Origin of the sequence: Amycolatopsis mongoliensis (genome assembly GCF_030285665.1) — a bacterium.
In the GTDB taxonomy this organism is placed as follows: Bacteria; Actinomycetota; Actinomycetes; order Mycobacteriales; family Pseudonocardiaceae; genus Amycolatopsis; species Amycolatopsis mongoliensis.
Genome location: NZ_CP127295.1, coordinates 9,808,915 through 9,824,089 on the forward strand (window position 1 = coordinate 9,808,915; position 15,175 = coordinate 9,824,089).

Consider the following 15,175-nt stretch of genomic DNA (forward strand, 5'->3'; position numbering starts at 1 on the left):
CAGGTCCTTTCTTCGCATGCGAACAGTCCGCACAACGACTGTCCGCATGAGTAGTATTCCCGGAGTGAGCCTGTCCCGAGAGCACGACGCCGCGTGGCGGGGATTCCTGCGCTCGTCGGCGCTGCTGCTGAGGGTGCTGGACGCGGAGCTGCGGGCCGAGCACGGGATGACGCACCGGACCTACGACGCGCTGGTCCAGCTCTCGGAGGCCCCCGGCCGCCGGCTGCACATGAAGGATCTGGCGGCGGCGCTGGTGCACAGCGCGAGCGGGCTGACCCGGATCGTGGACGGCCTCGAGCGGTCGGGGTACGCGCGGCGCGAGCCGGACCCGGCCAACCGCCGGTCCACGCTGGTGGTGCTGACGCCGGAAGGCCTGGCCGCGCTGGAGAAGGCGTGGCCGACGCACGTCCGCGGCGTCGAGCGCCACTTCGCCGCCCAGGTGAGTCCCGAGCAGGCGCGGGTGCTGGCGGAGGTCTTCCGCGGCATCACCACGAACCTCGAGGACGGCCCGCCCCCGGCGTCGTGAATGAGCTTCATTCAGGTCTTCGGAGGTCCTGAACGACTCATCCAAGACCTCTCACCGGACCCGCGGTTACTTCTTCTTGGCCCGCTTGGGTTTCGGGGCGGGCTCCGCCTTGGCCTTCTCCGCGGTCGCGAGCAGCTCCTCGGCGTGGGCGCGGCCCGTCTCCGTGTCGTCCATCCCGGCGAGCATCCGCGCCAGCTCGTTGACGCGCTCGGACTGGCTCAGGTTCTTGACCCCGCTGCGCGTCACCCCGCCGGTGTGTCCCTTGTCCACCACCAGGTGCTGGTCCGCGAACGCCGCGACCTGCGGCAGGTGCGTCACGACGAGGACCTGGTGCGTCCGGGCCAGCCGCGCCAGCCGGCGGCCGATCTCGACCGCCGCCCGGCCGCCGACCCCCGCGTCGACCTCGTCGAACACCAGGGTCTGCACCGTGTCCGCGTGCGCGAGGACCACCTCGATCGCCAGCATCACCCGCGACAGCTCGCCCCCCGACGCGGCTTTGTGCACCGGCAGCGGCGGCGCGCCGTCATGGGCCCGCAGCAGCAGCTCGACGTCGTCGACGCCGTCCGGGCCCGCGTGCACCGCGCGGCCGTCGAGGGTCAGTGCGTGCGTGTCGCCGCGCTCGGCGGGGCGCTGCTCGACCGTCACGTCGATCGCGGCCTGGCCCATCGCCAGCCCGGACAGCTCGCGCGTGATCTCCGCCGCCAGCTCGGCCGCTGCCTTTTCGCGCGCGGCCGACACTTCGGCGGCGTGCGCGGCCAGCTGCACCGCGAGCTGGTCGCGCCGCAGGGCCAGCTCGGTGAGCGCCTCCTCCGACGTGTCCATCGACTCCAGGCGGCGCCGGGCGTCGTCGGCCCAGGCGAGCACGCCGTCGACGTCCGCCGCGTACTTGCGGGTCAGCCGCTTGAGGTCGCCCTGGCGCGCCAGGACCTTCTCCAGCAACGCTGGGTCGGCGTCCAGCGTCTCGACGTAGCTGCCGAGCTCGGCCCCGACGTCGGCCAGCAGCACCGACGCCTCCTCCAGGCGCGGCGCCAGCTCGCGCAGCACGCCGTCTTCGGACGTCGAGAGCCGCCGCAGCGCCTCGGAGACCAGCCCCATCGCGCTCGGGACGTCCGGGTCGCCGTCCGGCGAGCCCGACACCGCGACGTGCGCCTCGGTGGCGGCCGCGCGCAGCTCGTCGGCCGCCGCAAGCCGCTTGATCTGCGTGGTGAGCTCGACGTCCTCGCCCGGCTCCGGCGCGACGGCGTCGATCTCGGTGAGCCCGTGCTTGAGCAGGTCGGCCTGCTGGGCCATCTCCCGCGAGCGCGTCGACCGCTCGGTCAGCTCGGCGATCACCGCCAGCCACTCGGAGCGGACCTCGCGGTACGCGCTCAGCGGCTTCCCCACCGCGTCACCGGCGAACCGGTCGATCACGTCGCGCTGCTCACTCGGGCGCAGCAGCCGCAGCTGGTCGTTCTGCCCGTGCACCGCGATCAGCTGTTCGGACAGCTCCGCGAGCACGCCGACCGGCACCGACCGGCCGCCCAGGTGCGCGCGCGAGCGCCCGTCGACCGCGACGGCCCGCAGCGCGATGACGCTGCCGTCCTCGTCGACGTCGGCACCCGATTCGGTGACGATGCGTTCGGCGCCTTCGACGCCGGAATAGGTGAACCGTCCTTCCACGAACGCCTTGAGCATCCCCGTCCGGACCTTGGACACCTCGGCCCGGCCCCCGGACAGCAGGTGCAGCCCGGTGACGACCATGGTCTTCCCGGCACCCGTCTCACCGGTCACGACGGTGAAGCCCGCGTGCAGTTCCAGCAGGGCGTCCTCGATGACTCCGAGGCCCTGGATGCGCATCTCGGCCAGCACGCCGCCTACCGTAGCGGCCCCCACCGACACTCTGCGCGCGCGGGACCCCGGCGAGTCGCCGATATGTTCGAATGAATCGCCGAACGGTTGGCTCAGCGGCGCGAAGCGCCTCCGTTGAGGGCGGCGGTGGGGAGGAAGGCGGAGGTTATTCGCAGGGGCGCGCGTGCCGCTCTCGCCAGCTCTTCACCGGGAGCGAGAACTTCTGCACCAGCCGGTCGGTGAACGGCCCGTCCCACAGCCGGACCAGCCGGACAGGGGTCTTGCCGCACGTCACCCGCACGCGGGCCCCCGGCGGCAGGTCGATGAGCCGGCCGCCGTCGCAGGTCAGGACGGCTGGCGAGCCGTCAGGGTCGATCCCGACGGTGATCACCGAGTTCCGCGAGACGACCAGCGGCCGCGCGAACATCGCGTGCGCGTTGCTCGGCACCACCAGCAGCGCCTGGACGTCCGGCCAGATGATCGGGCCGCCCGCCGAAAACGCGTACGCCGTCGAACCGGTCGGTGTGGCGCACAGCACACCGTCGCAGCCGAAGGCGGACACCGGCCGGCCGTCGACCTCGATGAGCGCGTCCAGGACACGCTCGCGCGTGCTCTTCTCGACGCTGGCCTCGTTGAGCGCCCAGGTGCGGGCGACCTCGGCACCGTCGTGGGTGACCGTGACGTCGATGGTCATCCGCTCTTCGACCTGGTAGTCGCCGTCGACGACCCGCTGCACGGTGTCGGCCAGCGCGTCCGAGTCGGCTTCGGCGAGGAAGCCGACGCGCCCGAGGTTCACGCCGAGCACCGGCACCCCGGCCGGGCGGGCCAGCTCGGCCGCGCGCAGCAGCGTGCCGTCGCCGCCGAGGACGAACACCAGCTCGACGCCGTCGGCGGGGTTGTCGTCCGGGTCCACGACGGTGCAGGTCGACCCGACGCCGTGCCGGTCCGGGTCGATGAGCGCGCAGACGTCTTCCTCGATCACCCGGATCCGGATGCCGGCCTTGGCGAAGCGCGCCGAAACCTCGCGCGCGGCCTCGCCCGTCGCTTCGCGATCGGGGTGCACCATGAGCAGAACTTCACGTTCAGTGGTCATGCGGGCCCTTCCTCGACGGCGGTTCGGACGAGCCGCTCGGCCTCAGACCTGTCTACCGCGTCCACAGTGGACTCGGCCACGTGTTCTTTGCGCAGCCACACGAAGTACTCGACGTTCCCGGACGGCCCCGGCAGCGGGCTCGCGGTGACGCCGCGCAGCGCGAGCCCCAGCTTCGCGGCCTCGTCGATGACGGTGAGCACCGACTCGGCGCGCAGCTCCGGGTCGCGGACGACCCCGCCGCTGCCGAGCCGCTCCTTGCCCACTTCGAACTGCGGTTTCACCATCGGCACCAGGTCGGCGCCGTCGCGCGCGCAGGCGGCGAGCGCGGGCAGCACGAGCTTGAGCGAAATGAAGGAGAGATCACCGACGACGAGGTCGACCTGGCCGCCGAGGTCGTCGGGAGAGAGGTTGCGAACATTGGTGCGGTCCATGACCACTACACGTTCGTCGGTGCGGATCCGCCAGTCGAGCAGGCCGCGGCCCACGTCGGCGGCGATCACGGTCGCGGCGCCGTTCCTGAGGAGGACGTCGGTGAAGCCGCCGGTGGACGCGCCGGCGTCGAGGCAGCGTTTACCCTCGACGCTCAGGCCGCTGAACGCCTCCAGGGCGCCGAGCAGCTTGTGCGCGCCGCGGGAAGCCCAGCCGGGATCGTCCTCGTCCTTCACCACGATGGGCGCGTCGGTCTCGACGCCGGTGGCGGGCTTGCTGGCCACCATGCCACGCACGGTGACCTTGCCGCCGGTGATCAGGGCCGAGGCCTGCTCGCGCGACCGGGCGAGGCCGCGCCGAACCAGTTCCGCGTCGAGGCGCGCCCGCTTGGGCACCGTGGTCAGACCTTGTCGATGCTGGAGAGGGCGACCGTCAGCTCGGTGTGCACGGCGTCGAAACGCTCGACGTGCTCGGCGAGCGGAAGCGCGTCGAGGTCGTCCAGTCCGGCGACGGCTTCGTCGATGCCGGCCCGCGGGTCGGTCTGCTGCGAGAACGAACCGGGCGGCGGGCCCGGGACGGGGTACGGGTGATCCTGCACGTCACGAACGGTATCAGTCAGGCGCGGGCGAGCCGTGACTCGGCGTCCCCGCCGAGTCCGGTGACGCCGGTCTCCCAGGCCGTGTGGCAGAGCGCGCGGAGCAGGTCCAGGGCGTCGCCGTCGCCGGCCGCTTCCAGGACACCGTTCTCCGTCGTGATGGACCAGCCCGGGCGCGGGCCGATCTTGAGGTCATCGCCCGGCTCGGTGAGCGCGGTGAGGTCCTCGGCGAGGTAGGTGGCGCGCTCGGCCGGGATCGCCTCGATCAGCTGCTGCGGCGTCGCGACGCCCGACAGGACGACCAGGGAGTCGATGCCCGCGGCGACCGCGCCGGCGATGTCGGTGTCCAGTCGGTCCCCGACGACGAGGGGGTGCTCCGCACCGGCGGACTTCGCCGCGGTCTCGAACAGCAGCGGCTGCGGCTTCCCGGCGACGAGCGGCTCGACGTCGGTGGCGGTGCGCAGCGCGGCGACCATCGACCCGTTGCCGGGCAGCAGCCCGCGCTCGCTGGGCAGGGTGGCGTCGACGTTGCAGGCCACCCAGAGCGCGCCCGCGCGGATGGCCAGGCAGGCTTCGGCCAGCGCGGCCCAGGTGTTGTCGGGCGAGTGGCCCTGCACGACCGCCCGGACGCCGTCGCCGTTCTCCCGCACCGGCTTCAGGCCGGCTCCGGCCACTTCGGCGGCGAGCGACTCCGTGCCGACGACGAGGACCTCGGCGCCGGGTTCGAGCCGGTCCTTGAGCAGCTGCACCCCGGCCTGGGCGCTGGTGTGCACCTCACCGGCGTCGGCGGGCATGCCGAGGCCGGTGAGGTGGTCGACGACCTCGCCCGGGGCCTTGGACGCGTTGTTCGTCACGAACCGGACGGGCGTGCCGTGCTCGCGCGCGGCCCGCACCGTCTCCTGGGCGCCCGGGATCACCCGGGAGCCGTGGTAGACGGTGCCGTCGAGGTCGAACAGGACCGCGTCGTAGGTCGCGAGCAGGGCGTCACTCATCCGAGTCTTCGGTGTCCTTCTTCTCGGCGTTCTCGCTGTTTTCGTTGGCCAGGTCCGCGGCGCGCTCGGAGGCGTCGGTCTCGTCCTCCGCGTCGGCCTCGGCCGCGTTGAGGAACCAGCGGACGGCCTCCTCCTTGCGCCCGGCGGCCGCGAGATTGTCGGCGTAGGCGTAGAAGAGCCGCGCGCTCCACGGCTCGCGCTTCTCGGCCTTGAGGTCGTCGCCCTGCAGCGAGACGACGGCGGCGTCGAGCTGCCCGAGGTCCCGCCGCGCCCCGGCCGCGACGATGGCGAGCTCGACCTGGACGGCCTTGCCGAGCTTCGTCGTATCGGCTTCCTTCGCGAGGTCGAGGGCGCGTTCGGGCCGGCCCAGTGCACGCTCGGCATCGGCGATGATGGCGATGTGGTCATCGCTGCGGGTCATCCGCCGCACGGCCCGCAGTTCGGAGAGGGCCTCCGACCAGTTGCCGGCGTGGTAGGCGACCAGGCCGAGCGCCTCCCGCACGATCGGCACGCGCGAGGCCTTGGCCTTGGCGTACTTGGCGTGCTCGAGGGCGGCCTCGGGATCGCTGTCGATCAGCCCACCGGCGGCGACGAGGTGCTTCCCGACGGTCTCGGCGAGGCCCTTCGGCAGGGTCCTCAGCTCGCGGCGGGCGTCCTCGTCGAGGTCGGAGAACTCGACGTCCTCGGGCAGCTCCGGCGCTTCGAGGAGTTCCCTCGCGAGGGCCTCGTCGTCGAGCGGGGCCCCGACCTTGGGCCGTGGTTCCCGGCGGGCCGCGGGACGGTCGTCGCCGCGCTTGTCCGAGCCGCGGAAGCCGCTGCCGGTCCGGGCACCGCGGTCGTCGCCGCGGGGGCCGGCCGGACGGCGGTCGCCGTCACGACGGTCGCTACCGCGGTCGTTGTCGCGGCGCTGGTAACCGCCACGGTCGCGGTCACCACGGTCGCCACGGGAGTCGTCCCGGCGGTCATCGGACCGGAAGCCGCCGGTGCGGCCGCCGCGGTCGTCGTCCCGGCGGTCACTTCCCCGGCCGCGATCGTCGGAGCGGAAGCCGCCGGTCTTGCCGCCGCGGTCGTCGTCACGGCGCTGATAGCTGCCACGCGAGTCGTCACGACGGTCGCTACCACCACGGCTGCGGTCGTCGGAGCGGAAGCCGCCGGTCCTGCCACCGCGGTCGTCGTCACGGCGCTGATAGCTGCCACGCGAGTCCTCGCGACGGTCACTGCCACCGCGGTTGCGGTCGTCGGAGCGGAACCCGCCCGAACGGCGATCGTCGTTGCCGCCACGGCCCCGGTCGTCCGACCGGTACCCACCGGTCTTGCCACCACGGTCGTCGGACCGGAAACCACCGGTCCGCGCGCCACGGTCGTCGTCACGGCGCTGGTAACTGCCACGCGAGTCGTCACGGCGGTCGCTGCCACCGCGGTTGCGATCGTCGGAGCGGAACCCGCCCGAACGGCGATCGTCGTCGCGGCGCTGGTAGCTGCCGCGCGAGTCGTCCTTGCGACCACGGTCGTCCGAGCGGAAGCCGCCCGAACGGGTGCCGCGGTCGTCGTCGCGGCGCGAGGAGCCGCCGCGGTCTTCCCAGCGGGGCTTGCGGTCGCCGTACGACGCCTTGCCCTGGGGACGGCCGCCGCGGTCGTCGGAGCCGCGACCCGAGCGCTCGCTCCGGTCACCGCCACGGTCCTCGTACCGGCTGCCCGAACGGGTGCCGCCGCGGTCGTCGAACTTGCCGCCGCCCGCGCGGGCCGGACCGCCGGAGAACTTGCTGCCGCCGCCGGCCCGGTCACCCGAGTCGCGGTAGCCGCCACGGCGGTCGTCACGGTCGCCGGTGCGGCCGCTGTCACGGCTCTGACCTGCGTATCCTCCGCGCTGGTCGCGGTCACGCGGACCGTCGCCGCCGCGGAAGGGCTTACCGCCGCCGCGGACCCCGCGGTCGTCACGGCGCGGCCGGCCCTGATGAGTGTTGTCGCGGCCGCCGCGGTCCTGCCGCGCACCGCGCCGGTCTCCCCCGGGTGCGTCCGGCCGGCCCCGGGAGCCTTCGTCCCGGCGTGCCGACCGGCCGGACCCATCATCCGCTGAGTCTCGTCGACCGAACTCGGACACCTGGCCTCCTGCCGTGGAAAAAATCTTGTTCTGGACATACACGTACGGCCCGCTAGGGCAGCCAACTGGCTATCCTAACGGGCCGTACGGAACGTTAGTTCGGCGGTGTCCTACTCTCCCACAACCCTTCGGTTGCAGTACCATCGGCGCTGTCAGGCTTAGCTTCCGGGTTCGGAATGGGACCGGGCGTTTCCCTGACGCTAAAACCACCGAAACACTACGAAACAACACACCCTGCTCCCAGGGTGGTGTTTCAGAACCGTAGAGTGGATGCGTAACACCTTCGTAGACAAGTCCTCGGCCTATTAGTACCAGTCAACTCGACAACACATCACTGTGCTTCCATTTCTGGCCTATCAACCCAATGGTCTCTTGGGAGCCTTAACCCACAAAGGGTGGGATACCTCATCTTGGAACAGGCTTCCCGCTTAGATGCCTTCAGCGGTTATCCCTTCCGAACGTGGCCAACCAGCCATGCCCCTGGCGGAACAACTGGCACACCAGAGGTTCGTCCGTCCCGGTCCTCTCGTACTAGGGACAGCCTTCCTCAAGTATCCTACGCGCGCGGCGGATAGGGACCGAACTGTCTCACGACGTTCTAAACCCAGCTCGCGTGCCGCTTTAATGGGCGAACAGCCCAACCCTTGGGACCTACTCCGGCCCCAGGATGCGACGAGCCGACATCGAGGTGCCAAACCATGCCGTCGATATGGACTCTTGGGCAAGATCAGCCTGTTATCCCCGGGGTACCTTTTATCCGTTGAGCGACACCCCTTCCACCAGGAGGTGCCGGATCACTAGTCCCGACTTTCGTCCCTGCTCGACATGTCTGTCTCACAGTCAAGCTCCCTTGTGCACTTGCACTCAACACCTGATTGCCAACCAGGCTGAGGGAACCTTTGGGCGCCTCCGTTACTCTTTAGGAGGCAACCGCCCCAGTTAAACTACCCATCAGGCACTGTCCCTGAACCAGATCATGGCCCGAGGTTCAGATTCCCAATTCGACCAGAGTGGTATTTCAACAACGACTCCACAGTAACTAGCGTCACCGCTTCACAGTCTCCCACCTATCCTACACAAGCCGAACCGAAAACCAATACCAAACTATAGTAAAGGTCCCGGGGTCTTTCCGTCCTGCCGCGCGTAACGAGCATCTTTACTCGTAGTGCAATTTCGCCGGGCCTGTGGTTGAGACAGCCGGAAAGTCGTTACGCCATTCGTGCAGGTCGGAACTTACCCGACAAGGAATTTCGCTACCTTAGGATGGTTATAGTTACCACCGCCGTTTACTGGCGCTTAAATTCTCAGCTTCGCCCCAAAAGGCTAACCGGTCCTCTTAACGTTCCAGCACCGGGCAGGCGTCAGTCCATATACATCGTCTTGCGACTTCGCATGGACCTGTGTTTTTAGTAAACAGTCGCTTTCCGCTGGTCTCTGCGGCCACCCACCCCTAGTCCGCAAGGGACTTCAAGGTGTTTGGCCCCCCTTCTCCCGAAGTTACGGGGGCATTTTGCCGAGTTCCTTAACCACAGTTCACCCGATCGCCTTGGTATTCTCTACCTGACCACCTGTGTTGGTTTGGGGTACGGGCCGTGCATGCACTCACTAGAGGCTTTTCTCGGCAGCATAGGATCACTCTACTTCGCCTCAAACGGCTACGCATCACGTCTCAGGATATATAGCTGGCGGATTTGCCTACCAACTTCCCTACACGCTTACACCAGTACTACCACTCACTGGCGGAGCTACCTTCCTGCGTCACCCCATCGCTTGACTACTACGAAATCAGGTCCCACGCTCCACAATGCCAACTAGGCCCGAAGGCTTCGCCGGCACGCTTCGGGTGGTTAGTATCAAACGCCTCGTCATGGGCGCACATGCTCGGGTACGGGAATATCAACCCGTTGTCCATCGACTACGCCTGTCGGCCTCGCCTTAGGTCCCGACTTACCCTGGGCGGATTAGCCTGGCCCAGGAACCCTTGGTCATCCGGCGGCAGAGTTTCTCACTCTGCATTCGCTACTCATGCCTGCATTCTCACTCCCACACCCTCCACGACTGGCTTCCGCCGCCGCTTCCCTGGATGCAGGACGCTCCCCTACCCATCCACACCACTAGACAAGAGACTCAAGGCCTCAAGCCGATGTATTGCATGAATGACACAGCTTCGGCGGTGTGCTTAAGCCCCGCTACATTGTCGGCGCAGGACCACTTGACCAGTGAGCTATTACGCACTCTTTCAAGGGTGGCTGCTTCTAAGCCAACCTCCTGGTTGTCTGGGCAATCCCACATCCTTTCCCACTGAGCACACACTTAGGGGCCTTAGCTGGTGTTCTGGGCTGTTTCCCTCTCGACGACGAAGCTTATCCCCCGCCGTCTCACTGCCACACTCTCACACCACGGTATTCGGAGTTTGGTTGATTTCGGTAACCCGGTAAGGCCCCTAGACCATCCAGTAGCTCTACCCCCGTGGTGAAACATGTGACGCTGCACCTAAATGCATTTCGGGGAGAACCAGCTATCACGGAGTTTGATTGGCCTTTCACCCCTACCCACAGCTCATCCCCTCAGTTTTCAACCTAAGTGGGTTCGGGCCTCCACGACGTCTTACCGTCGCTTCACCCTGGCCATGGGTAGATCACTCCGCTTCGGGTCTAGACCACGCGACTCAATCGCCCTATTCAGACTCGCTTTCGCTACGGCTACCCCACACGGGTTAACCTCGCCACGCAGCACTAACTCGCAGGCTCATTCTTCAAAAGGCACGCCATCACCCAAAGGCTCTGACGGCTTGTAGGCACACGGTTTCAGGTACTCTTTCACTCCCCTCCCGGGGTACTTTTCATCTTTCCCTCACGGTACTCGTCCGCTATCGGTCTTCAGGAAGTATTTAGGCTTACCGGGTGGTCCCGGCAGATTCACAGCAAATTCCACGAGCTCGCTGCTACTCGGGAACACCAAACAAACAATCAACGACATGTTTTCGCGTACGGGGCTCTCACCCACTCCGGCCCGCCATCCCAAGCGGTTCCACTAACATACGTGACCATTCCGAGGACTGTCAGATCCTCGACGCTGGGTCCCACAACACCGCACATACAACGCCTGACAGCTTGACATATACACGGTTTAGCCTCTTCCGCTTTCGCTCGCCACTACTCACGGAATCACGGTTGTTTTCTCTTCCTACGGGTACTGAGATGTTTCACTTCCCCGCGTTCCCTCCACACACCCTATATATTCAGGTGCGGGTAACACCACATCACTGGTGCTGGGTTTCCCCATTCGGAAATCCTCGGATCACAGCTCGGTTGACAGCTCCCCGAGGCTTATCGCAGCCTCCTACGTCCTTCATCGGCTCCTGAAGCCAAGACATCCACCATGTGCCCTTAACAACTTGACCACAAAGATGCTCGCATCCACTCTACAGTTCTCAAACACCACACCAGAAACAAACAACGTTCCAGGGCTATGCTCTAGCCCTGAGGCGTGTTGCCTCAGGACCCAACAGTGTGCTTCATGAACAACTTGCCCTCCAGGCGCCGGCCCTTCGTTCCACGACCGCAAGCGGTCAGTACTAGACGAGGCATTGCCAACCAGAACAAGCCATAACCAGTAGTTCCACAATTCCTTGAGCAACCGGAACAAGCACACATTCGGCACTTGAGTTCCAGCCACCCCACCACGGTAGTTCCGGGAATCCCGGCCGAGTGGATGTGTTGTGCTCCTTAGAAAGGAGGTGATCCAGCCGCACCTTCCGGTACGGCTACCTTGTTACGACTTCGTCCCAATCGCCAGTCCCACCTTCGACCACTCCCTCCCTTACGGGTTGGGCCATGGGCTTCGGGTGTTACCGACTTTCATGACGTGACGGGCGGTGTGTACAAGGCCCGGGAACGTATTCACCGCAGCGTTGCTGATCTGCGATTACTAGCGACTCCGACTTCACGCAGTCGAGTTGCAGACTGCGATCCGAACTGAGACCGGCTTTAAGGGATTCGCTCCACCTCGCGGTATCGCAGCCCTCTGTACCAGCCATTGTAGCATGTGTGAAGCCCTGGACATAAGGGGCATGATGACTTGACGTCATCCCCACCTTCCTCCGAGTTGACCCCGGCAGTCTCCCACGAGTCCCCGCCATAACGCGCTGGCAACGTAGGATAAGGGTTGCGCTCGTTGCGGGACTTAACCCAACATCTCACGACACGAGCTGACGACAGCCATGCACCACCTGTACACCAACCACAAGGGAAGCCCCATCTCTGGGGATGTCTGGCGCATGTCAAGCCCAGGTAAGGTTCTTCGCGTTGCATCGAATTAATCCACATGCTCCGCCGCTTGTGCGGGCCCCCGTCAATTCCTTTGAGTTTTAGCCTTGCGGCCGTACTCCCCAGGCGGGGCGCTTAATGCGTTAGCTACGGCACGGACAACGTGGATGTCGCCCACACCTAGCGCCCAACGTTTACAGCGTGGACTACCAGGGTATCTAATCCTGTTCGCTCCCCACGCTTTCGCTCCTCAGCGTCAGTATCGGCCCAGAGACCCGCCTTCGCCACCGGTGTTCCTCCTGATATCTGCGCATTTCACCGCTACACCAGGAATTCCAGTCTCCCCTACCGAACTCAAGTCTGCCCGTATCGACCGCACGCTCCACGTTAAGCGTGGAGATTTCACGGCCGACGCGACAAACCGCCTACGAGCTCTTTACGCCCAATAAATCCGGACAACGCTTGCACCCTACGTATTACCGCGGCTGCTGGCACGTAGTTAGCCGGTGCTTCTTATCCAGGTACCGTCACTTGCGCTTCGTCCCTGGCGAAAGAGGTTTACAACCCGAAGGCCGTCATCCCTCACGCGGCGTCGCTGCATCAGGCTTGCGCCCATTGTGCAATATTCCCCACTGCTGCCTCCCGTAGGAGTCTGGGCCGTGTCTCAGTCCCAGTGTGGCCGGTCACCCTCTCAGGCCGGCTACCCGTCGTCGCCTTGGTAGGCCATTACCCCACCAACAAGCTGATAGGCCGCGGGTTCATCCTGCACCGCCGGAACTTTCAACAACACTTCATGCGAAGCGTTGTGATATCCGGTATTAGACCTCGTTTCCAAGGCTTATCCCAGAGTGCAGGGCAGATTACCCACGTGTTACTCACCCGTTCGCCACTCATCCCCACCCGAAAGTGGTTCAGCGTTCGACTTGCATGTGTTAAGCACGCCGCCAGCGTTCGTCCTGAGCCAGGATCAAACTCTCCAACAATGAATAGTTTGATCGAGACTATTTCTCAATCTAGATTTTCTCAAAGGAACCTCATACGAGGTTTCATAATAAGCTCTACTGGCTTAGTTCACTAGCACACTGTTGAGTTCTCAAGCAACACACCCCGAGTCGCACCGCCGTCAAGCGGCCTTACCCGAAGCGAGTATTCCTAGCAGTTTTTGGTGGGACACCCACTCAATCGCTTCGAGCGAGAGCTTGGTTCGTGTCCCGGCGGCCACCCGGTTTCCCTGGCGACTTGGAGAACTTTACACCCCGCCAGAGGGCCCGAAACAGGGGGGTACCTTAACCGCGTTCCCGCAGGTCAGGAGCCTGTTTCGGGCCGCCTGAGCCGGTCAGCCGCCGAGCGCGACACCGGCGACGTTCCGCTTGCCCTTGCGGACGACGAGCCACTTGCCGTGCAGGGCGTCGCCCGGGGCCGGCTTCCACTCCTCGTCCGCGATCTTCACGTTGTTGACGTACGCGCCGCCCTCCTTGAGCGTGCGGCGCGCGGCGCCCTTGCTGTCCACCAGTCCCCCGGCGAGCAGCAGATCGACGATCGTCGCGTCCCCGGACGGGTCGACCTTGCCGTTCGGCACCTCGGCCATCGCCGCGTCGAGGGTGCGTTCGTCCAGCTCAGCGAGCTCGCCGCGGCCGAACAGCGCCTGGCTGGCGTTGATCACCTGCCGGGTCTGCTCCTCGCCGTGGACGAGGATCGTGAACTCCTCCGCCAGCCGCTTCTGCGCGGCCCGCAGGTGGGGACGCTGCTCGGTGTCCTCCGCCAGCGAAGCGATCTCCTCCTGGCTCAGGAAGGTGAACATCCGCAGGTACCGGATCACGTCGGCGTCGCCCACGTTGACGAAGTACTGGTACCAGGCGTACGGCGAGGTCATCTCCGGGTCGAGCCAGAGGTTCCCGCCGCCGGTGGACTTGCCGAACTTGCGCCCCTCGGCGTCGGTGACCAGCGGTGCGGTCAGCGCGTGCGCGCCTGCTCCGTCGGTCCGCCGGATCAGGTCGACCCCGCCGACCAGGTTGCCCCACTGGTCGGAGCCGCCGACCTGCAGCTTGCAGCCGTACTTGCGGTGCAGCTGGAGGTAGTCCTGCGACTGCAGCAGCAGGTAGCTGAACTCGGTGTAGGACATGCCGTCGCCCTCGAGCCGGCGCTTGACCGTCTCCCGGTTGAGCATGACGTTGACCGAGAAGTGCTTCCCGACGTCGCGCAGGAACTCCAGCACGTTCTGCTCGCCGGTCCAGTTGAGGTTGTTCTCGACGATCGCCCCGGTCGGCGAGTCGTCGAAGTCGACGAACCGTTCGAGCTGGCCGCGGATGCGCCCGGCCCACTCGGCGACGACGTCGAGCGTGTTCAGCGTGCGCTCACCGGTGTCGCGCGGGTCGCCGATCATCCCGGTCGCGCCACCGGCCAGCACGATCGGCCGGTGCCCGGCGCGCTGGAACCGCTTGAGCATGAGCAGCGGGACCAGATTGCCGGCGTGCAGGCTGGGTGCGGTGGGGTCGAAGCCGCAATAGAGCGTCACGGGACCCTGGTCGAGCTCGCGCCGGAGGGCGTCGATGTCGGTGGACTGCGCGATGAGGCCGCGCCAGGACAGCTCGTCGAGGATGTGTTCGCTCACGCCTGTAGATCCTCCCGTACCAGGTCAACCGACTAACTGGCGGGTCGGACCCGCCGCTTCCCGCCACGGCGGTAGGTCGACACCGCGAGCGAGGCGCCGTCCCAGAAGCGCCACGGGGTGTCGATCGCCGTCGCGACGCCGACGCGCGGGCCGACCCGGATCCGGTCGGCCGGCACGCGGTCGCCGACGTGCAGGCGGACCGGGGACGCGGGGTCGGTCAGGTCGACGCCGTTCTGCGCGCGGTCGATGCGCAGCACCGACGTGAGGATGGCCGGCCCCTTGGCCAGCTCACCGGTCCCCCGGCCGTTCGGGCGCCGGCCGCGGACGACCTCGAGACCGGTGACGACCTCGCCGGCCCGCAGCAGCACGGCACCGGGCATGTCTTCGTGGGTGCCGACGACGTTCGCGCAGAAGTGCATCCCGTAGACGAAGTACACGTAGAGGTGGCCCGCGGGCCCCCACATCACGGCGTTGCGCGGGGTGCGGCCGCGGTAGCAGTGCGATGCCGGGTCGTCCTCGCCGCGGTAGGCCTCGACCTCCACCAGGCGGACGCCGACGGTGCCGTCGGGGCCGGTGGCCTCCAGGACCGAGCCGAGCAGCAGCTGGGCGAGGTCGACCGGGTCGAGCGCCAGCTCTTCACGGGTGAACAACCGGCCTGGGTCGGCGCTCAAGCGGGCTCCTCCTTCGGGCAGTCCTGCTCCAGCCAGCCTAACGAGCGGTCCGAAGGTGCCGA

At 66.7% G+C, this 15,175-nt stretch carries 9 protein-coding genes and 3 rRNA genes; 1 reads left to right on the forward strand and 11 read right to left on the reverse strand.

What is annotated here, in order from left to right:
* The first annotated feature begins 64 nt into the window (after positions 1-64).
* A complete protein-coding gene (locus QRX60_RS46955; RefSeq protein WP_285997936.1) occupies positions 65-526 on the forward strand; it encodes a MarR family winged helix-turn-helix transcriptional regulator in 462 nt (153 codons plus the stop codon).
* A gap of 66 nt (positions 527-592) precedes the next feature.
* On the opposite strand, the gene recN is transcribed toward QRX60_RS46955, so the two are convergent.
* The 11 genes from recN to QRX60_RS47010 all read right to left on the reverse strand — a co-directional run bounded on the left by recN (position 593) and on the right by QRX60_RS47010 (position 15,113).
* The gene (gene recN, locus QRX60_RS46960; RefSeq protein WP_285997937.1) at positions 593-2,374 is read right to left on the reverse strand and encodes a DNA repair protein RecN; all 1,782 of its coding nucleotides are present in this window, start codon (positions 2,372-2,374) and stop codon (positions 593-595) included.
* A 145-nt stretch (positions 2,375-2,519) separates the two neighbouring features.
* Complete coding sequence (locus tag QRX60_RS46965; RefSeq protein ID WP_285997938.1) at positions 2,520-3,446, reverse strand: NAD kinase; 927 nt, start codon at positions 3,444-3,446, stop codon at positions 2,520-2,522.
* Positions 3,443-4,270 (reverse strand): TlyA family RNA methyltransferase, encoded by an 828-nt coding sequence (locus tag QRX60_RS46970; RefSeq protein WP_285997939.1) that lies wholly within the window; start codon positions 4,268-4,270, stop codon positions 3,443-3,445. The genes QRX60_RS46965 and QRX60_RS46970 overlap by 4 nt, the downstream gene beginning before the upstream one ends.
* A gap of 5 nt (positions 4,271-4,275) precedes the next feature.
* Complete coding sequence (locus QRX60_RS46975) at positions 4,276-4,473, reverse strand: hypothetical protein (protein WP_043774930.1); 198 nt, start codon at positions 4,471-4,473, stop codon at positions 4,276-4,278.
* 17 nt (positions 4,474-4,490) lie between these two features.
* Complete coding sequence (locus QRX60_RS46980; RefSeq protein WP_285997940.1) at positions 4,491-5,462, reverse strand: HAD-IIA family hydrolase; 972 nt, start codon at positions 5,460-5,462, stop codon at positions 4,491-4,493.
* Positions 5,455-7,563: a hypothetical protein gene (locus QRX60_RS46985; protein ID WP_285997941.1), complete on the reverse strand. Its 2,109-nt coding sequence runs from the start codon at positions 7,561-7,563 to the stop codon at positions 5,455-5,457. The genes QRX60_RS46980 and QRX60_RS46985 overlap by 8 nt, the downstream gene beginning before the upstream one ends.
* A gap of 97 nt (positions 7,564-7,660) precedes the next feature.
* Positions 7,661-7,777: ribosomal RNA gene (rrf, locus tag QRX60_RS46990) — 5S ribosomal RNA — on the reverse strand.
* 71 nt (positions 7,778-7,848) lie between these two features.
* Positions 7,849-10,966 (reverse strand): 23S ribosomal RNA (locus tag QRX60_RS46995).
* A gap of 329 nt (positions 10,967-11,295) precedes the next feature.
* Positions 11,296-12,814: ribosomal RNA gene (locus QRX60_RS47000) — 16S ribosomal RNA — on the reverse strand.
* Together the 16S, 23S and 5S rRNA genes form the textbook arrangement of a ribosomal RNA operon.
* 353 nt (positions 12,815-13,167) lie before the next feature.
* A complete protein-coding gene (gene tyrS, locus QRX60_RS47005) occupies positions 13,168-14,442 on the reverse strand; it encodes a tyrosine--tRNA ligase (RefSeq protein ID WP_285997942.1) in 1,275 nt (424 codons plus the stop codon).
* Positions 14,443-14,474: 32 nt separating this feature from the next.
* Complete coding sequence (locus QRX60_RS47010; protein ID WP_285997943.1) at positions 14,475-15,113, reverse strand: DNA-3-methyladenine glycosylase; 639 nt, start codon at positions 15,111-15,113, stop codon at positions 14,475-14,477.
* Between the last annotated feature and the right edge of the window lie 62 nt (positions 15,114-15,175).

Bases quoted from the DNA above. Each gene is read 5' to 3' on its own strand.
- QRX60_RS46965 (WP_285997938.1), bottom strand. From the start codon at position 3,446: ATGACCACTGAACGTGAAGTTCTGCTCATGGTGCACCCCGATCGCGAA.
- QRX60_RS46980 (WP_285997940.1), bottom strand. From the start codon at position 5,462: ATGAGTGACGCCCTGCTCGCGACCTACGACGCGGTCCTGTTCGACCTC.